The 17,021-nt window shown below is 71.2% G+C and carries 15 protein-coding genes and 3 pseudogenes; 10 read left to right on the forward strand and 8 right to left on the reverse strand.

The genetic code is table 11. The features are described from left to right. Positions 1-551, forward strand: a pseudogene (locus ACFE8Y_RS04780) (serine protease); the annotation flags it as partial. Between the two features lie 102 nt (positions 552-653). On the opposite strand, the gene lptB reads toward ACFE8Y_RS04780, so the two are convergent. The 4 genes from lptB to ACFE8Y_RS04800 all read right to left on the reverse strand — a co-directional run bounded on the left by lptB (position 654) and on the right by ACFE8Y_RS04800 (position 3,935). Continuing rightward, the gene (lptB, locus tag ACFE8Y_RS04785) at positions 654-1,466 is read right to left on the reverse strand and encodes an LPS export ABC transporter ATP-binding protein (RefSeq protein ID WP_375463247.1); all 813 of its coding nucleotides are present in this window, start codon (positions 1,464-1,466) and stop codon (positions 654-656) included. A gap of 68 nt (positions 1,467-1,534) precedes the next feature. Next, positions 1,535-2,305 (reverse strand): LptA/OstA family protein, encoded by a 771-nt coding sequence (locus ACFE8Y_RS04790; RefSeq protein WP_375463248.1) that lies wholly within the window; start codon positions 2,303-2,305, stop codon positions 1,535-1,537. Then, positions 2,302-3,096 carry an LPS export ABC transporter periplasmic protein LptC gene (lptC, locus tag ACFE8Y_RS04795; protein WP_375463249.1) on the reverse strand — a complete coding sequence of 265 codons (795 nt, stop codon included), beginning with the start codon at positions 3,094-3,096 and terminating at the stop codon, positions 2,302-2,304. The genes ACFE8Y_RS04790 and lptC overlap by 4 nt, the downstream gene beginning before the upstream one ends. A 212-nt stretch (positions 3,097-3,308) precedes the next feature. Further along, a complete protein-coding gene (locus ACFE8Y_RS04800; RefSeq protein WP_375463250.1) occupies positions 3,309-3,935 on the reverse strand; it encodes a ribonuclease D in 627 nt (208 codons plus the stop codon). 257 nt (positions 3,936-4,192) lie between these two features. Between ACFE8Y_RS04800 and ACFE8Y_RS04805 the strand changes: the two genes are divergently transcribed. After that, positions 4,193-5,593, forward strand: a complete 1,401-nt coding sequence (locus ACFE8Y_RS04805) for a nucleobase:cation symporter-2 family protein (protein ID WP_375463251.1) — start codon at positions 4,193-4,195, stop codon at positions 5,591-5,593. A 34-nt stretch (positions 5,594-5,627) separates the two neighbouring features. Then, positions 5,628-6,473 carry a factor-independent urate hydroxylase gene (gene pucL / locus ACFE8Y_RS04810; protein ID WP_375463252.1) on the forward strand — a complete coding sequence of 282 codons (846 nt, stop codon included), beginning with the start codon at positions 5,628-5,630 and terminating at the stop codon, positions 6,471-6,473. Positions 6,474-6,856: 383 nt separating this feature from the next. On the opposite strand, the gene ACFE8Y_RS04815 is transcribed toward pucL, so the two are convergent. Further along, positions 6,857-7,297: a tautomerase family protein gene (locus ACFE8Y_RS04815; protein ID WP_375463253.1), complete on the reverse strand. Its 441-nt coding sequence runs from the start codon at positions 7,295-7,297 to the stop codon at positions 6,857-6,859. Between the two features lie 46 nt (positions 7,298-7,343). Then, positions 7,344-8,099, reverse strand: a complete 756-nt coding sequence (locus ACFE8Y_RS04820) for an SDR family NAD(P)-dependent oxidoreductase (RefSeq protein WP_375463254.1) — start codon at positions 8,097-8,099, stop codon at positions 7,344-7,346. A gap of 140 nt (positions 8,100-8,239) precedes the next feature. Here ACFE8Y_RS04820 and ACFE8Y_RS04825 point away from each other — a divergent pair, with 140 nt between their 5' ends. The 7 genes and pseudogenes from ACFE8Y_RS04825 to hisG all read left to right on the forward strand — a co-directional run bounded on the left by ACFE8Y_RS04825 (position 8,240) and on the right by hisG (position 15,969). Beyond that, complete coding sequence (locus tag ACFE8Y_RS04825; RefSeq protein ID WP_375463255.1) at positions 8,240-9,133, forward strand: AraC family transcriptional regulator N-terminal domain-containing protein; 894 nt, start codon at positions 8,240-8,242, stop codon at positions 9,131-9,133. Between the two features lie 113 nt (positions 9,134-9,246). Next, positions 9,247-9,489, forward strand: a pseudogene (locus ACFE8Y_RS04830) (SDR family oxidoreductase); the annotation flags it as partial. Positions 9,490-9,585: 96 nt separating this feature from the next. Continuing rightward, positions 9,586-10,812, forward strand: coding sequence for an MFS transporter (locus ACFE8Y_RS04835; protein ID WP_375463256.1), 1,227 nt, complete (start codon positions 9,586-9,588; stop codon positions 10,810-10,812). 103 nt (positions 10,813-10,915) lie between these two features. Next, positions 10,916-11,419: a DUF3429 domain-containing protein gene (locus ACFE8Y_RS04840; RefSeq protein WP_375463257.1), complete on the forward strand. Its 504-nt coding sequence runs from the start codon at positions 10,916-10,918 to the stop codon at positions 11,417-11,419. A gap of 368 nt (positions 11,420-11,787) precedes the next feature. Then, positions 11,788-13,380, forward strand: coding sequence for a histidine--tRNA ligase (gene hisS, locus ACFE8Y_RS04845; RefSeq protein WP_375463258.1), 1,593 nt, complete (start codon positions 11,788-11,790; stop codon positions 13,378-13,380). Positions 13,381-13,840: 460 nt separating this feature from the next. Further along, positions 13,841-14,983: an ATP phosphoribosyltransferase regulatory subunit gene (locus tag ACFE8Y_RS04850; RefSeq protein ID WP_375463259.1), complete on the forward strand. Its 1,143-nt coding sequence runs from the start codon at positions 13,841-13,843 to the stop codon at positions 14,981-14,983. An 8-nt stretch (positions 14,984-14,991) separates the two neighbouring features. Further along, the gene (gene hisG, locus ACFE8Y_RS04855) at positions 14,992-15,969 is read left to right on the forward strand and encodes an ATP phosphoribosyltransferase (protein ID WP_375463260.1); all 978 of its coding nucleotides are present in this window, start codon (positions 14,992-14,994) and stop codon (positions 15,967-15,969) included. 293 nt (positions 15,970-16,262) lie between these two features. On the opposite strand, the pseudogene ACFE8Y_RS04860 reads toward hisG, so the two are convergent. Beyond that, positions 16,263-16,588: pseudogene (locus ACFE8Y_RS04860) on the reverse strand (hypothetical protein); the annotation flags it as partial. Positions 16,589-16,720: 132 nt separating this feature from the next. Continuing rightward, complete coding sequence (locus ACFE8Y_RS04865; protein WP_375463261.1) at positions 16,721-16,987, reverse strand: YARHG domain-containing protein; 267 nt, start codon at positions 16,985-16,987, stop codon at positions 16,721-16,723. Positions 16,988-17,021 lie beyond the last annotated feature (34 nt).

The raw sequence follows: 17,021 nt of genomic DNA on the forward strand, positions 1-17,021 counted from the left end.
GTACCGCAGAAGGCAGCCGCGGCTTGGCTCATCGGCACGCCCACGCTCGTCATGCTGATTCCAGATCGCGGGCCGCAACTACGCCTTCGTGCCCGACAGCCTACGCCTCGGCACCGAGCCGGAGGCGCGGCGGCTGCATATCACCGACGATTGCGCTCTCCTGCGCCTCACCGAGCCGGCCGACGCGCCCCCGCAACCGGTCCCGGCGCGCCCCGCCGAGCCTACCCATGGGCGACGTGACGCTGCCGGTCACGATGGTCTCGCCGGCCGGCCACCAGAACTATCGCGGCCAGAGCAGCCGCGAGGCCCGTGCCATCAGGCGCATCGACCCGCCGAGCGAAGACGCCATCCGACGTGCACGCCACGATTGCAACGACGGCTACGGCGGGTCAGGCTCCGGGCTCTTCGACGAGGCCGGTGATCTCCTGGCAATGCAGAGCGCCTCCCTCTCGATGAACCAGCGTCACGTTTGCGATACCGAGTTCCATTACGGCTCAGCCCTTCTGGTCGAAGGCCGATTGCTAGAAGCTTTGCAGGCCGAAGCTCGCTAGAGCCGCGCCCAATCGCGTTGCAATCGGGCGCAGCTCTCAGTCTTTGTTTTAACGCGCTCTCTTACGCCGGACCGGCGTCCACTTCGGCGGAGAGCACTCTGGCTAAAGCCGAAAATCCTCGCCGAGGTAGAGGCGCCGCGCGTCGGCGTTGGCGACGATCTCGTCGGGCGTGCCCTCGGTGAGGATGCGACCGGAATGGGCGATGTAGGCGCGGTCGATCAGGCCCAGCGTCTCGCGCACGTTGTGGTCGGTGATGAGCACGCCGATGCCGCGGCTCTTCAGGTGCTTGACGAGGTCCTGGATGTCGCCGACCGCGATCGGGTCGATGCCGGCGAACGGCTCGTCGAGCAGCATGAAGGTCGGCGAGGAGGCGAGCGCCCGGGCGATCTCGCAGCGCCGCCGCTCGCCGCCGGACAGCGCGATCGCGGGCGCCTTGCGCAGGCGCGCGATGTCGAACTCCTCCAGCAGCGCATCGAGTTTTCTCGCACGCGCTTTCCTGTCCGGCTCTGCGACTTCCAGCACCGCGCGGATGTTGTCCTCGACGGTCAGCCCGCGGAAGATCGAGGCCTCCTGCGGCAGGTAGCCGATGCCGAGGCGGGCCCGCTGGTACATCGGCAGGTGGGTGATGGCTAAGCCGTCCAGCGTGATGTGGCCGCGGTCGGCGGCGACCAGCCCGGTGATCATGTAGAAGATCGTGGTCTTGCCGGCCCCGTTCGGCCCGAGCAGGCCCACCGCCTCGCCGGTCCGCACGGTTAGCCCCGCCTCGTGCACCACGGTGCGCGCGCCGTAACTCTTGCGCAGGCCGCGGACGCTGAGGATGCCGGGGCCGCCCTCGACGGCGAGCGGCGCGGCGACCGCGGCGGCCTCGCGCGCGCGCCCGAAGATCCGGCCGAGCCACGCGGCGCGCGGGCGCATCGCCCGGGGCGGCTCGGCCCGGTTCGGGGACAAGGCCTGTCGACCGCAAGGAAAGCCGATCGAACCGCTCAATTGGCCTGGGCCCGCGTCTTTCCCGCCTCGGCCGCGGGAAGCGCCGGCTTGGGGGCCGGCTTGTCTCCGGTCTTATCGACAGTTTTGGCGAGGTTCGGCGGCGGGCAGCCCTTGGCCTTGCCGTCCTTGGCGTCGGACTTCTCGCCCGGCACGAACAGCGCCGAGACGCGCCCGCCCGGCACCGGGTCCATGTTCGCGCGGCCGGAATTCATGTCGTAGACGAGGCGCTGCCCGCGGGTGACGTTCTGGCACTGGCTCAGCACCACGTTGCCGGTGAGCACGATGCGCTTGGCGCCCTGATCGAACACCGCGTTGTCGCCGGTGGCGACCTGATCCTTCTGCACCACGGTCACGGGTCCGGCGCATTCCACCTTCTGGATGCCGTTCTCGCCCAGACTCGCCGCATCCTTGGGCTTCTCGTCCGCAGCGTCCGCGGCCGGGTCGGCCTTGGCATCCTTGTCGGCCTTGTCCTTGCCGCGCTTGTAGTGGACCGTCATGGTCGAGCAGCGGATGGTGCTGTCGCCCTGCACGGCGACGACGTTGCCGGAAAAGATCGCCTTGTTCTCGCGGTCGAACACGTCGAGGCGGTCGGCGTCGATCTTGATCGGCTCCTTGCCGCCGCCGAGGGAGCCGAGCGGCGAGGCCGCATCCTTCCTGGCGGTTGCCGCGGCCGCCGGCTTCTCGGCGCGGGCGGGCGGGGCCGAGAGCAGCCCCACGGTCGCGAGCGCGCAGACGAGACGCGTCGAGAATCCCCCGAGCGCCCTCATGGCTGGCCGTCCGCGGGCTCGGCCGCCGAGGTCAGGATACGCAGGAGTGCCTTGTCGGCCGGGATCGTGTCGGCGGCGACCGCGGGCGCCTGATCCTTCTTGTCCTTGGCCGCCTTGTCCGCGCCGTGGAACACGGTGTGGACGTTGCCGATGAAGGAGATGACGCGCCCGTTCTCGATCACGTCGAGCCCGTCGGCGACCACCTGCCCGGTCGGGAGGTTCACGGTGACGGCTTCCTTCGAGGTCACGCTGCCGGTCTTGAAGTCGACGGCCGCCGACTGGAGCAGCGCCTCCTCGCCCTTGTCGGTCCAGATCCGGATGTCGCGCTTGAGGTCGAGGGCCTCGCGGGTGGTGTCGAACAGGCCGCTGGCGGCCTCGAGCCGCGCGAGGCCGCCCTTCTCGTCGGTAGCGATGTGGCCGCGCATCGCTTCGAGCTCGATCAGGCTCGGCCGGCGCATGTCCTGGAGGGCGGCGGTGGCGGTGACCTCGTAGCCGCGGTCGCCCTTGCGGAAGCCGGAGAGCTTCGGGTTCTCCATCCGCACCTTGGTGCCCGCGAGCGTCACCGGGCCGACACTGAGGCCGGGCACGACCGTCCCGAACGGGTTGAGCAGCCAGCCCGCGAGCACCAGGACCGCGGCGCCAGCCGCCGCCGGCAGGACGCGGCGCAGGGTCCGCACCTGCGCGCTGTGGCGGTGGGCGCGGGCGTGCGCGCGGGTCCGGCGCAGGTTCACGGGTGCGGGCAGCCCCCCTTGCGCAGGGCCGTTCACCTCGATCGCGTCGACCACCTGCATGACGATTCCGATGCGACGCCGTACGCGTCTTCGCGTCCGCGAGACGTTGGGTTCCGGCGCGCGCACCGCACCGGCCTCGGGCGGGGTGCGCCCGGCCGATGGCGAAGTTATGGCTCAAGTGTTTCGGAATGTTCAACCATCGCGTGCGCCCGACGGACCGGTGGACGACGATGCCGCGGCGGCGTTGTGCGGTTGCACACGCAGCGCGTGCCTCAGGTATGGGCGAAGATGTCGGTGTCGGGCCAGCCGCCGAGGTCGAGCCGGGCGCGGGTCGGCAGGAAGTCGAAGCAGGCCTGCGCCAGATCGGCGCGGCCCTCGCGGGCGAGCATCCCGTTCAGGCGGTCGCGGGCGGCGTGGAGGTGGAGCACGTCGGAGGCCGCGTAGTCGACCTGCGCCGGGCTCAGTGATTCGGCGCCCCAGTCCGAGGATTGCTGTTGCTTGGAGAGATCGACGCCCACGAGTTCGCGGACCACGTCCTTGAGCCCGTGCCGGTCGGTGTAGGTGCGGGCGAGCTTCGAGGCGATCTTGGTGCAGTAGACCGGCGCCGGCATCACGCTGAGCGCGCGGTACAGCACCGCGAGGTCGAAGCGGGCGAAGTGGAAGATCTTCTGTATCCCGGAATCCGCCAGGACGCGCGCGAGAGTCTCGGGCCGCGGCCCGTCGCGAAGGATCTGGACCACGTCGGCCGTGCCGTCGCCCTTCGAGACCTGCACCACGCAGAGCCGGTCCCGGTGCGGGTTGAGGCCGAGCGTCTCGGTGTCGACGGCGATTGCCGCGCCCGCCGCGTAGCCCTCGGGCAGGTCGCCGCGGTGGACGCGGATGGTCGGCGGGCTCGGCATGGATCGTCCGTCGTCGGGGGATTTCGGCGGGTACCATCGGGCCTCGCGTCCGGCAAGCCGATCGCGGGCGCGCGATCCCGCGGCACCGGCGCGCGAGCCTCGACCGCCCGGCGGACCCATCCTCGCCACCGCAGGGATGCGCCGCCCCGCCGCAGGAGCTCGCCTGGCCGTGGCGACGCCCTGGCACACGCCTTGCCCCGTCGGCGGACCCGGCCTTGAACGCGCAGGAGGCCGGCCTCGCGGGAGGTGTCCTTCTGATGTCGAGCACGGTTCACCCAGAATCCGAGACCGTCGGCCCCGTGCCCCTCGGCCCCGCGACGGCCCCCGTGAGCACCGTCAACCCGGTTGCCCTCGGCCTGCTCGGCCTCCAGCACGTGCTGGTGATGTACGCGGGCGCGGTTGCGGTGCCGCTGATCGTCGGGCGCGCCCTCAAGCTGCCGCCGGAGCAGGTCGCGATGCTGGTGAGCGCCGACCTGTTCGCGGGCGGCCTCGCGACGCTCGTCCAGAGCTGGGGCCTGCCCGGCATCGGCGTGCGCATGCCGGTGATGATGGGCGTCACCTTCGCCGCCGTCACGCCGATGATCGCGATGGGCACCAGCCCGGAGGTCGGGCTGACGGGCATCTACGGCGCGGTGATCGCCGCCGGCCTGTTCGCCCTGCTGGTGGCCCCCCTGGTCGGGCGGCTGCTGCCCCTGTTCCCGCCGGTCGTCACCGGCACGATCATCCTGGTGATCGGCGTGTCGCTGATGCGGGTGGGGGTGAACTGGGCTGCGGGCGGCGTCGGCAACCCGGATTACGGCGCGCCGGTCTTCCTCGGCATCGCGGCCTTCGTACTCTGCGTGATCCTCGCGATCACGCGCTACGGGGTCGGCTTCGTCTCCTCGGCCTCGGTGCTCATCGGCATCGTCGTCGGGATGGTGGTGGCCGGCTTCTTCGGCTTGGTCGACCTCGGCCGCGTCGCGACCGCCCCCTGGTTCGACGTGGTGCGGCCGTTCGCGTTCGGCTGGCCGACCTTCGATCCCGTCTCGATCCTGACGCTGTGCATCGTCATGGTGGTGGTGATGATCGAGTCGACCGGCATGTTCCTGGCGCTCGCCGAGATCACCGAGGACCCCGTCGGCGAGGCGCGGCTGACGCGGGGCCTGCGCGGGGACGGCCTCGGCACCATCATCGGGGGCGTATTCAACACCTTCCCCTACACCTCGTTCTCGCAGAACATCGGCCTCGTCGGCGTCACCGGCGTGCGCTCGCGCTACGTCGCGGTGGTCGGCGGCGTGATCATGCTCGGGCTTGGGCTGATCCCGAAGCTCGCGGTCCTGGTCGAAGCGGTGCCGCAATGCGTGCTCGGCGGTGCCGGACTGGTGATGTTCGGCATGGTCGGCGCCACCGGCGCCCGCATCCTCGGCGCGGTGGATTTTGCCGGCAACCGCAACAACCTGTTCGTGGTCGCGGTCTCGGTCGGGTTCGGCATGATTCCGCTGGTCGCCCCGACCTTCTTCCGGCAGATGCCGCACGCCCTGCACCCGCTGCTCGAATCCGGCATCCTGCTCGCGGCGATCTCGGCGGTGCTGCTCAACCTGTTCTTCAACGGGCTCGGCAGCACGGCGGAGGCGCGCGACGCGGCCATTCGGCAGGCCGCCGCCGCCGACGCGCACTGAACCCCGCCCGGACCCGGAGATAGAGGAGACGACGATGACCCTGACCGCGTCGCGCTACGGCAAGGCCCGCGTGCGGGTGATGCGGCTGACCCGCGAGGGCGACCACCACACGCCGCGCGAACTCGCCCTCACCGTCCTGATGAAGGGGGCCTTCGACGCCGCCTGGACGGCCGGCGACAACCGCGCCTGCATCGCCACCGACAGCGTGAAGAACATCGTCAACGTCACCGCAGCCAAGAACCCGTCGCTGGACAAGGAGGCCTTCGTGGAGGCCGTCGCGGCCGTGTTCCTGGACACCTACCCGCAGGTGGAGGAGGTTACGGTCGAGGGGCGCGAGACGCGATGGCTGCGCCAGTCCTTCGGCGGCGCGCCGCACGGCCACACCTTCACCCTGGACGGCAACGGCACCGGCTACGTCCGGCTCGCGGCGGGCCGGAACGGGTCGGTACTGCAATCGGGCGTGCGCGGCTTCACCGTGATGAAGACGACGCAGTCGGGCTGGGTCGACTTCGTCGACGACGCCTACCGGACGCTCCCCGACACCACCGACCGCATCGCGGCCACCAGCATGGACGCGACCTGGACCTGGACGCGGGCGCCGGCCGACTACGCAACGGCCAACGCGGGGGTGCTCGACCACCTGCTCACGGTGTTCGGCACCACCTACAGCCACGGGGTGCAGGACAGCATGTACCGGATGGGCGAGGCGGTGCTGGCCGCGATCCCTGAGATCGCCGAGATCGGCTTCGCGATGCCCAACAAGCACTACATCCCGATCAACTTGGCGCCCTTCGGCCTGGACAATCCCGGCACGGTGTTCCTGCCGACCGACGAGCCGCACGGGCAGATCGAGGCGACGATCAGCCGGGCGGAGCGCTGAGCGGGGACGCAGTCCTGTTGGCTGCCGCCGCGCGAAGGCCGGCGGTTGCCCGACGGACAGCCGACCGGTGCCGTTCCCGATCCCGTTGGGGCGCGAAGCGTTTCCGGACCTGTGCCGTGACAGGCTTCCTCGCGATGAACCGCTGACGACTGCGCCGGGGAGCCCCCTTAGCCGCGAGCCGAGCGGTGCTTGAGCCGCGCCCGAGCGCGCTGTCGAGCGCGGCTCCAAGTCGTTGTTGCGTCACGCTCTTCCATCGAACCAGCGTCCGCTTCGGCAAAGAACGCCCTGGCGATCGAAGTCAGACGCTTGGTACCGTCCGCTTCCAATCCCAGGTGCACGCCTCCACTTCGCCGACCATGTCCCGAGAGCGGACGGTCGTTCATCTAAGCGTCGAACCCGAAAGCCGGCGCGTCGATCGCCGAGGCACGCAGGGCTTCGAGATCGGCGGTGGCGCCGAAGAGACCCCAGTTGCTCTCGGCGATCTCGTGGATGACGACGTAGACCGGGACACGCGTCCCCCCGCCCAGGTGACGGCCCAGGATCGCGGTGGCCCCTTCGATCAGGCTGCGCTTGGCGTCCGCGTCGAGCCCGCCCGCGATGACGTAGACCTGAAGGCTGACGACCTTCGCGGTGGCCGGCCGCTCGCCCATGAACACCGCCTCGGCCGCGTAGGCGTTGAAGTAGGTCCACACGGTACTCTTCACGAAGGGCGATTTCGGCAGCGCCTCGCAGGTGAGGCCGAGCTCGGTCAACGCAGCCGCGACCTGCTGCCGGGCCGACGCGTCGAAGGTGCCTTCGGGCGCGTGGACGATCATCTTGGGCATGAGGCTATCTCGGTCGGCGAGGGGGTGGGGCCCGCGGCGTGGTCGATCAGATCGTCTGGCCGCCCGACACCTCGATGCGCTGGCCGTTGACCCAGCGGTTGTCGGGCCCGAGCAGGCTCGCCACCATTGGTCCGATGTCGTCGGGCAGGCCGACGCGGCCGAGCGCGGTCATCTCGGCGAACTGCCTGTTCAGGTCGGGCATGTCGCGCACGGCGCCGCCCAGGAAGTCCGTCTCGATCGCGCCGGGCGCGACGGTGTTCGCGGTGATGCCCCGAAGCCCAAGCTCCTTGGCCATGTACACGGTCAGGATCTCGACCGCGCTCTTGGCCGCCGCGTAAGCGGAGAAGCCGGGGAAGGACACGCGCGTCAGCCCCGACGAAAAGTTGATGATGCGGCCGCCGTCCGTGAGCGTCGGCAGCAGGGCTTGCGTCAGGAAGAACACGCCCTTGACGTGGGTGTCGAACAACACGTCGAACTGCGCCTCGGTCGTTTCGACGAGGCTCGCCATCTCGCCCTGGCCGGCGTTGTTGACGAGGTGGTCGAAGGTGGCGCGGTCCCACGTCGCGCCGAGCGCCGCACGCACGTGCTCCACGAAGGACGGGAAGGTTGACACCCGCGTGACGTCGAGTTGCAGCGCGACGGCCTTGCGGCCGAGCGCCTCGATCTCGGCGACGACGCCTCGCGCGTCATCGGCGCCGTGGCGATAGGTGAGGATCACGTCCCCGCCGTGGCGGGCGATGCTGATCGCGGTGTTGCGGCCGAGGCCGCGGCTGGCGCCGGTGACGAGCGAGAGGGTGGTCATCGATAGGGTCCCGGTGTCGGTGGTTCGATGACCCGGCTGTGCCCGATGCGCGCCGACCGGTGTTGCCCGATCGTCGCCCGTTCTTGCCCATTCCTCCAGGAGCGATTGCCGAGCCGCGGAGCGCGTCCTAGGAAACCGGCATGACCGGGATGCTGCTCGACGCCGCGCGCCGCTACGCGCAAGCCCATGCCGACCGGAACGGCATCGCCCGGACGCCGGTCCCCGGGCTGACGATCGTCCGCGAGACCAGGCCGGGAGCCTTGCACTATGCGATCTCCAGGCCGCTGGTGGCGCTCGTCCTGCAAGGCGCCAAGCGCGTGAGCCTGGGCGCCAGCACCTTCGACTTCGGGGCGGGCGCGTCGCTGCTGATCACCGCCGACGTGCCCACCGTGAGCCAGATCACGCGCGCGACGCTGGGAACGCCCTACCTCTCGCTCGTCGTCGAGCTGGACCCTGCGGTGATCGCGGACCTAGTGATCGAGATCGGTCCCAGCCCCTTCGCCGCGGGCATGCCGGTCCGCGTCGATCCCACCGAGGGCGAGGTCGCGGACGCCGCCCTCCGGCTCATGCGCCTGCTCGACCGGCCGCGGTCCTTCCCCGTCCTGCACGGCCAGCTCGTGCGTGAGCTGCACTACTGGCTGCTCTCGGGCCGGCACGGCGGCGCCATCCGAACGCTCGGCGTCGCCGACAGCCACGCGCAGCGCATCGCCCGCGCCGTCGCGATCATCCGCACCGATTTCGCGCAGCCGCTGCGAGTCGAGGGGCTGGCGCAGGCGGCCGGGATGAGCCCGTCCGCGTTCCACCACCATTTCCGCAGCGTGACGTCGCTGACGCCGCTTCGCTTCCAGAAGCAGCTCCGTCTGATCGAGGCACGGCGCATGATGCTGGCGGATGGTGCGGCGATCGGCAGCGCCGCCCATGGCGTCGGCTACGAGAGCGTCTCCCAGTTCACGCGGGAATACGGCCGGATGTTCGGGATACCGCCGGGACGCGACATGCGCGCGGTGAAGCAACGCATGCAGGCGGCAGCGTAGGCTCTCGATGCCGGCGGCTGTCACGGGTCTCCGACCGTCCGCTTCCCTATGCATCGGTTCAAACGCGGACGATCGGCAAACCATGCGTTACCGACCTTCGCGATGGCTGCCGAGCGTCGATCCTCGGCAAGCGCGGTATCCGCGCCAACGCCGTGCTGCCCGGCCCGATCTGGACGCCGCTGATCCCCGCGACGATGGACACCGAACAGGTGGAAACGTTCGGCTCGAGGACGCCCGCGGGCCGCCCCGGCCAGCCGGCCGGACTCGCGCCCGCCTACGTGATGCTGGCCTCCGACGAGGCGAGCTACGTCAACGGCGCGATGCTGGCGGTGACCGGCGGCATGGTCGCGATCTGACGCATCGCGGACCGCGGCCGGCTCCGGCGACCGGCCTTGACGGTGGCGCCGGGCCGGGCCACCCCCGCCTCCGCCTCGCCGCTGCTCAAGGACCGCATGGCCCCGACGACCCACCTCGCCCTGATCAACGTCTTCATCGGCGACATCCAGGGCGGGCTCGGCCCCTTCCTCGGCACGTGGCTCGCGCAGGCCGGGTCGTGGAGCCCGGCCCGCGTCGGCCTCGTCACCACGCTGGTCGGCTTCGGCACGCTGCTGCTCAGCGGCCCCTTCGGCGCGCTCGTCGATCGGCTCGGGCGTCCGCGTCTGCTGATCGCGTCGGCCTGCGCCGCGATCCTGGCCGGCACCCTGCTGCTGCTGCCGGCCCGCGCCTTCGGCTTCGTGTTCATCGCGCAGTTGCTGGCCGCGGCCGGCGGCACGCTGCTGGTGCCCGCGGTGACGGCCCTCACCCTCGGGATCGTCGGGAAGGACAGGTTCCCGCGCCAGCAGGGCCGCAACCAAGCCTTCAACCACCTCGGCATCCTCGCGGCGGCCGGCGCCATCACCCTCGGCACGGAGCGGTTCGGGCCGGCGATCGCGTTCTGGGTGCTGGGCCTCATGGCGGTGCTGGCGATCGTCGCGACGCTGACGACCCCGCGCGACGCCTGGAACGGGCGTCGCGCGGTGGGCTGGAAGGAGGACGACGGCGATCCGCCGCGTGCCGGCATCCGCGGCGTGCTCGGAGACCGCAGGCTGCTGGTGCTGGCCGCCGCGCTGGCCCTGTTCAACCTCGGCAGCGGCGGCATGCTCTCGCTGCTCGGCCAGAAGCTCGTGGCGAGCGCCGTCAGCGCCACGCACTGGACGGCGATCTACGTCATGGTGGCGCAGCTCGTGATGGTGCCGGTGGCGCTGTTTGCCGGCTCGCTCGCCGACCGGCGCGGACGGCGCAAGCTCCTGCTCGTGGCCTTCGCGGTGCTGCCCCTGCGCGCCGCGCTCTCGGGCTTCATCGACGATCCCACTTGGCTGATCGCGGCCGAGATCCTCGACGGCGTCGCCTCGGGCATCGTCGGCGTCGCGGTGCCGGTGGTGGTGGCCGACCTGACCTGGGGGTCCGGCCGCACCCAGACGGCGCTCGGCACCGTCAACGCCGTGCAGGGGATCGGCGGCGCCCTCTCGGCGTGGTACGGCGGCCTCGCCTACGCCCTGCTGGGCTGGACGGGCGCGTTCCTGGCGCTCGGCGCTCCGGCGCTCGCCGCGTTGGCCCTGGTGATCTGGCTCGACGCGACGCCGGAGCCCGGCCGGCGCTCGCGCCGCCGCGAGCGGCAGCGCGCGGCGCAAGGAGCCTGATCCCCCGGCAACCCCGCCGGAACCGGGCGATTGCGTCCGGGTTCAAGCGCGCGCAAGAGGAGCGCGGCCCGGGGGAGCCGGCTCGGGAAGGACGGCACAGACGATGCGCGACGATGCCACCGGACGCACGCTGACCGCGCATGAATCGCGGGAAACGCCCTGGCTCAGCGTGGTGTTCGGCTACGGCCCGATGCTGCCCTTCGTCGCCGGGGCGGCGGCCGCGTGGTGGTGGCGCGGGACCTGGGACGAGCTGATCCTGCTCGCCACCATCCTCTACGGCGCCGCAATCCTGCTGTTCTTCTCGGGCGTGCGCCGCGGCCTCAGCTTCCGCACCGAGGGCGGGCCCACCCTCGTGCAGATCGCGACCATGCTGGCCCTGTTCGGCCTTGGGCTGGCCGCGCTCCTCACGGTGGTGATCCTCGGCAACCGGGTGATCGCGCTCGACCTCCTGATCGCCGGCTTCGTCGCGGTGGCGGTGCTCGATCCGATCGCCGCGCGCCGGGGCGAGGCGCCGCTGTTCTTCGCGCGGCTCCGCCCGCTCCAGATCCCGATCGCGGTGCTGAGCTTGGCCGCGCTCCTCGTCCTGAAGCTGATGGCGCCGTACTGACGGCACGCCCTTTCCGGACGCCCGGAGCCTCGTCGAGCGACGGGCTGACGGCCTGCGTAATGACAGCGCCCCGCGCTTCGACGGGGCGACAGGTTTTGCCTGACCGAAGCGCAGGTCCCCTCTCCCGTTCGGGAGAGGGACAGGGTGAGGGATGAGAACGCACCGGAGAGGTCACGCCCCTCACCCCAGCCCTCTCCCCCTGGGAGAAGGGGCCGCGCAGCGCCCCGCGCGATCCGTCGGGTACTGTCGCGGAGACGATCTGAGAAACCGCAGGTCTCAGGAGCCGCGAGAGACCCCGTGCTTGCCGCTGCCCCCGCCCCTGCGATAGAGCCCGGCCACCCCGATCCCGCGCGACGAAACGAAACCCCATGTCCAAGGCCGAACCGACGAAGGCCGACCTGAAGGCGCGCCTGCCGCGCGGCTTCGTCGACCGCCGCGCCGACGAGATCGCGGCGCAAGGACGGATGCTCGACACGATCCGGCGCACGTTCGAGCTCTACGGCTTCGAGGCGTTGGAGACCCCGTTCGTCGAGTACACCGAGGCGCTGGGCAAGTTCCTGCCCGACCTCGACCGGCCGAACGAAGGCGTGTTCTCGTTCCAGGACGACGACGCGGCGTGGCTCAGCTTGCGCTACGACCTCACTGCGCCGCTGGCGCGCCACGTCGCCGAGAACTTCGACGCGATCCCAAAGCCCTACCGCAGTTTTCGCAGCGGGTACGTCTTCAGGAACGAGAAGCCGGGGCCGGGCCGCTTCCGCCAGTTCATGCAGTTCGATGCCGACATCGTCGGGGCGGGCTCGGTGGCGGCGGACGCCGAGGCCTGCATGCTGATGGCCGACACGCTGGATCGGCTCGGGCTCGCCGGTCAGTACGTGATCAAGGTCAACAACCGGAAGGTGCTGGACGGGGTCATGGAGGCGATCGGACTCGCCGGGCCTGAGAAGGCCGGGCAGCGGCTGACCGTGCTGCGGGCGATCGACAAGCTCGACCGGTTGGGGCTCGAAGGCGTGCGCCAGTTGCTCGGCGCCGGCCGCAAGGACGAGAGTGGCGACGTCACCAAGGGCGCCGGGCTCGACGATGCGCAGATCGTGGAACTGATGCATGTCGTCGGGCCATCGACCCGTCACATGACGCGCATCGACGATCGGTTGGCCGCCACGGCGATCGGGGATGACGAGATCGTCGAAGACGGTCGGATGGTCGTGCTGAACGACCTCGTCCTCAACGAGTGGGAGCCGATCCTGCGCGACAGCGCCACCGGCAGCGCGGGCCTCGAAGAACTTCGTCAGATCGCGGAACTGGTGAGGGCCGCCGGCTATGGCACCAAGCGCATCCGCATCGACCCGTCCGTCGTCCGCGGCCTCGAATACTACACCGGCCCGGTCTACGAGGCCGAGCTGACCTTCCCCGTGACCAACGAGGACGGCCAGACCGTGCGCTTCGGGTCGGTGGCCGGCGGCGGGCGCTACGACGGGCTCGTCGGGCGGTTCCGCGCCGAGCCGGTGCCCGCGACCGGTTTTTCCATCGGCGTCTCGCGGCTGTTCTCGGCGCTGCAACTGACGCAGAGCCCGCTGGTCGCGGCCGCGCCGACGCCCGGCCCCGTCGTCGTGCTCGTCCTCGACCGCGAGAACATCGCCGACTACCAGAAACTCGTCGCGACCTTGCGCGCGGAAAACATCCGGGCCGAACTCTACCTCGGCGGCGCCGGGATGAAGGCGCAGATGAAGTACGCCGACCGCCGCCGGGCGCCGGTGGCGATCATCCAGGGCTCGAACGAGCGCGCGGCCGGCGAGGTCCAGATCAAGGACCTGATCGCCGGCGCGGAGGCCGCCCAGGGCATCGCCAGCAACGCGGAGTGGAAGGCAGCGCGGCCGGCGCAAGTCTCGTGTCCGGAAGGCGAGATGGTGGTGCGGGTGCGCGAGGTGCTGGCGCTGCATTTCCCGCAGCCGGAGACCGCGTAGCTCCGCGCGTCCGCACTCGAAGACGTGGACGCGCAGTGCCATCGCGCATCGACATCGGAGAAGGCGCAGGTCCCCTCTCCCGTTCGGGAGAGGGACAGGGTGAGGGATGAGAACGCACCGGAGAGGTCACGCCCCTCACCCCAGCCCTCTCCCTGGGAGAGGGAGCCAGGTCGCGGCTCGCGCGATCCTTCCGGCACCGCCGCCGCGAGGCGGATGAAGCCGCAAGCCTGCAGGAAAAGCGGGCACCACGCCCTGCATCCCGATGCGTTCGACGCATCGGGATGCGGCCCCTGCAACGGGGGGGGGGCGGCGGTCGTCCGCCGGACCTCACATGGGTCATGCCCCATGAGACTTGATACAAGCCCCTGCGGTTGCTCGCCCCGCCTGCGCAATCATGCCCGTCGCGCGCCGTCGCCAAGGCCCGCTCCGCTTGATACAGACCGGGCCGAGGAAGGATGTCATGACGCGACCGGAGGCAGGTGAGGGGGGAACGGACGCGGCGGCGCAGGGGCGGCTCCTCGCGCACTTGGCGCAGGGCGGCTACGTCGCGGTCGCGCCGCCGGTGCTCCAGCCGGTGGAGCCGTTCCTGGAACTCTCCGGCGAGGACATCCGCCGGCGCATCTTCGTCACGCAGGATGCCGGCGGCGCGGAGCTGTGCCTGCGGCCGGAATTCACGATCCCCGTCTGCCGCCTGCACCGGGCGCGCGCCGACGGGCACGCGGCCGATTACAGCTACTGCGGCCCGGTGTTCCGGCTGGCGGCCGATGAGCCGGACGAGTTCGTGCAGGCCGGCATCGAATCGATCGGCCGCACCGACACGCCGGCCGCCGACGCCGAGGTGCTGGGCTTGGCGCTCGAAGGGCTGGCCCTGTTCGGGCACGACGCCCCGGCCGTTCGGATCGGCGACATGGGCCTGACGGTGGCGCTGCTCGACGGGCTCGGCGTGCCGCCGGCCGCCAAGCGCCGGACGCTGCGGGCGCTCGCCGCCGGCCGCTCGCTGGACGGCATCACCAACGCGCGCCAACCCGAGGACCCGCACGCGGGCCTGCTCGCAGCGATCCAGGGCCAGGACCCGCGCGGCGTGCGCGCCTTCGTCGAGGACGTGCTGGCGATCGCCGGCATCTCGGCGGTGGGCGGGCGCAGCGCCGGCGAGATCGCCGAGCGGTTCCTGGCCAAGGCCGCGGCCCAGGCCAACGGCGGCGCCGGTCTCAACGCCGAGAACCGCGTGATCGTCGACCGCTACCGGGCGGTCGGCGGCGATCCGGACGCGGCCGCCCGCGACCTGCGCGGGCTCGTGGCCGACGCGAACGTGCGCCACGACGCGCTCGCGGCGGCGCTCGACCTGTTCGAGGAGCGCAACGGCTTCATCGCCGCCCGCGGGCTGCCGCTGGAGCGCTTCCGGTTCGCGGGAGGCTTCGCGCGCAACCTCGACTACTATACCGGCTTCATCTTCGAGGTGATGCGAGGGGGGGGCACGCCCGGCCCGGTGCTGGTCGGCGGCGGGCGCTACGACGGGCTGCTGACCCATCTCGGCAGCCCCGTGCCGCTGCCGGCGGTCGGCTGCACCTTCTGGGTCGACCGCGTGACGGGGGCCGCCCGATGAGCGAACCCGTGGCGGACACGCCCCTCGTCCTCGCCGTGCCCTCCAAGGGGCGGCTGCAGGAGAACGCGAACGCCTTCTTCGCCCGCGCCGGGTTGACGCTCGCGCAAGGGTCGGGCGCGCGCGACTACCGCGGGCGGCTCGTGGGGGTGGACCACGTCGAGGTGCGCTACCTCTCGGCCTCCGAGATCGCGAGCCAGTTGGCCTCGGGCGCGGCCCATCTCGGCGTCACCGGCGAAGATTTGATCCGCGAGACCCTGCCCGACGCCCGCGGCCAGGTCGAGCTGCTGACGCCGCTCGGCTTCGGCCACGCCACGGTGGTGGTGGCCGTGCCGCAGGCCTGGATCGACGTCCGTGCGATGAGCGACCTCGACGAGGTCGCCGCCGAGATGCGCGCCCGCCGCGGGCGGCGGCTGCGAATCGCCACCAAGTACGTCAACCTCACCCGGCGCTTCTTCGCCGAGAAGGGCGTGGCCGACTACCGCATCGTCGAGAGCCTGGGCGCCACCGAGGGGGCGCCGGCGGCGGGCTCGGCCGAGATCGTGGTCGACATCACCACCACCGGAGCAACGCTCGCCGCCAACGCCCTGAAGATCCTCGACGACGGCGTCATCCTGCGCTCGGAGGCCAACCTCGTGGCCTCCCTCACGGCCCCCTGGAGGGAGGCCCAGCGCGCGGCCTTCCGCGCCGTGCTCGGCCGGATCGCCGCCGAGGAGCGGGCGCGCACCACCCGCGAGGTCCGCGCGGCGATGCCGGCCTCCGGCACCATCGATCTCGCGACGATCGCCGGCCTGCACGAGGCCGAGCTGCCCTACGGCGCCCCGCGCGGGATCGACGGCGAGATCGTGCTGCGCTGTCCCGTCGATGCCGTGTTCGACCTCGCCGACGTCCTGGTCCGGGCCGGCGCGCAGGCCGTCACCGTGCGCCGCATCGACTACGCCTTCGCGGCCGAAAACCCCCTGGCGGAGCGGCTGCTGGCGCGGGTGTAGGGCGCTTTAGAAGAAACTACGCCTGCGCCTGGACGACACCCGCCGGGAGACGAATCATGTGTGCAAGGGCCCGATCAGGCCGACCGACGTGAGGACGACGGCATCGTCATGGACACGGCGGTGGGGTCTTGCGAGATCGCCAGCCAGATCCCTGAAGGCGTTCAGCAAGCCCTCCGTGATTTTGGCATGATCAAGAAGACGTTGCCGAAGATAGCAAAATAACGCGTTTGGATTGAGGGTCTGCCCTTATGGTGGCAGGAACTCAGTCCTGCCGAGTTTGGTGCATGTGTCACCTTGGGTGTGCCGCCGTCGACGTCCGGCAACCGGCTGATGCCGTTCCAGGCCGCGGTGCAGGGACGGTCGGGTCAGGTGCGGGAGGGCTGGCTGCAGGCCGTAGAGGCCATCATCGAGCGGCAGCAGCGTGGGCCTGCGCAAGGCCACGAGGCATGCCTCGTCCTGGCGGCTCAAGACCGTCGAGCGGGGCTCTTCCGGTCCCATCCGGGCCTCTGCCGCGGTCTCGCCCCTGCGCCGCTTCCGCACCGTCGTCGGGCCGGCGCCGCAGCGCCGGGCCGGCGCTTCCCGTCGCCGGGAGCGCGCGACGGACTGCCGTCGGTTGCAGCCGCTGCCGGTGAAGACCCTGACCCGGAGCGCATCCCTCCCGGCATGGCCGTCAACCGGGCCACCACGCCACGGGATCAAACAACCCTAGGTGCCACGTCGCGTCGCGCGGCTTCCGAGGTCCGAGGCCGCCTCAACGTGGGCAGCCGTTTGCCCGCTCGAAGGCCTGGATCTCCGCCACCGCCGCACGCTGGCGTGCCGACAACGGCACGTCCTCGACCGCGTCGTAGGTGCAGCCGGCGTTGCCGAAGGCGCTGATCGCGCGGGGCGTCCGGAAGCAGTAGCCGCCCTGCTTGTAGATCGCGTTGCGCTGGTACCACGCCTCGGCACAGTCCTGGGCCGAGGCCGGGGCGATGTGCATGAGGATGACGGCCCCGAGAACCACCGCTGTTCGCACCATGACCTGCCCCTGCTAAATTCGGTCGGTCCGACCC

The organism is uncultured Methylobacterium sp., from assembly GCF_964242245.1.
Classification (GTDB): domain Bacteria; phylum Pseudomonadota; class Alphaproteobacteria; order Rhizobiales; family Beijerinckiaceae; genus Methylobacterium.

What these genes read in the sequence shown, in the direction of transcription:
- lptB (WP_375463247.1), bottom strand. Translation starts at nt 1,466, where the DNA reads ATGCGCCCGCGCGCCGCGTGGCTCGGCCGGATCTTCGGGCGCGCGCGC.
- ACFE8Y_RS04790 (WP_375463248.1), bottom strand. Translation starts at nt 2,305, where the DNA reads ATGAGGGCGCTCGGGGGATTCTCGACGCGTCTCGTCTGCGCGCTCGCG.
- lptC (WP_375463249.1), bottom strand. Translation starts at nt 3,096, where the DNA reads ATGCAGGTGGTCGACGCGATCGAGGTGAACGGCCCTGCGCAAGGGGGG.
- ACFE8Y_RS04800 (WP_375463250.1), bottom strand. Translation starts at nt 3,935, where the DNA reads ATGCCGAGCCCGCCGACCATCCGCGTCCACCGCGGCGACCTGCCCGAG.
- ACFE8Y_RS04805 (WP_375463251.1), top strand. Translation starts at nt 4,193, where the DNA reads ATGTCGAGCACGGTTCACCCAGAATCCGAGACCGTCGGCCCCGTGCCC.
- pucL (WP_375463252.1), top strand. Translation starts at nt 5,628, where the DNA reads ATGACCCTGACCGCGTCGCGCTACGGCAAGGCCCGCGTGCGGGTGATG.
- ACFE8Y_RS04815 (WP_375463253.1), bottom strand. Translation starts at nt 7,297, where the DNA reads ATGCCCAAGATGATCGTCCACGCGCCCGAAGGCACCTTCGACGCGTCG.
- ACFE8Y_RS04820 (WP_375463254.1), bottom strand. Translation starts at nt 8,099, where the DNA reads ATGACCACCCTCTCGCTCGTCACCGGCGCCAGCCGCGGCCTCGGCCGC.
- ACFE8Y_RS04825 (WP_375463255.1), top strand. Translation starts at nt 8,240, where the DNA reads ATGACCGGGATGCTGCTCGACGCCGCGCGCCGCTACGCGCAAGCCCAT.
- ACFE8Y_RS04835 (WP_375463256.1), top strand. Translation starts at nt 9,586, where the DNA reads ATGGCCCCGACGACCCACCTCGCCCTGATCAACGTCTTCATCGGCGAC.
- ACFE8Y_RS04840 (WP_375463257.1), top strand. Translation starts at nt 10,916, where the DNA reads ATGCGCGACGATGCCACCGGACGCACGCTGACCGCGCATGAATCGCGG.
- hisS (WP_375463258.1), top strand. Translation starts at nt 11,788, where the DNA reads ATGTCCAAGGCCGAACCGACGAAGGCCGACCTGAAGGCGCGCCTGCCG.
- ACFE8Y_RS04850 (WP_375463259.1), top strand. Translation starts at nt 13,841, where the DNA reads ATGACGCGACCGGAGGCAGGTGAGGGGGGAACGGACGCGGCGGCGCAG.
- ACFE8Y_RS04865 (WP_375463261.1), bottom strand. Translation starts at nt 16,987, where the DNA reads ATGGTGCGAACAGCGGTGGTTCTCGGGGCCGTCATCCTCATGCACATC.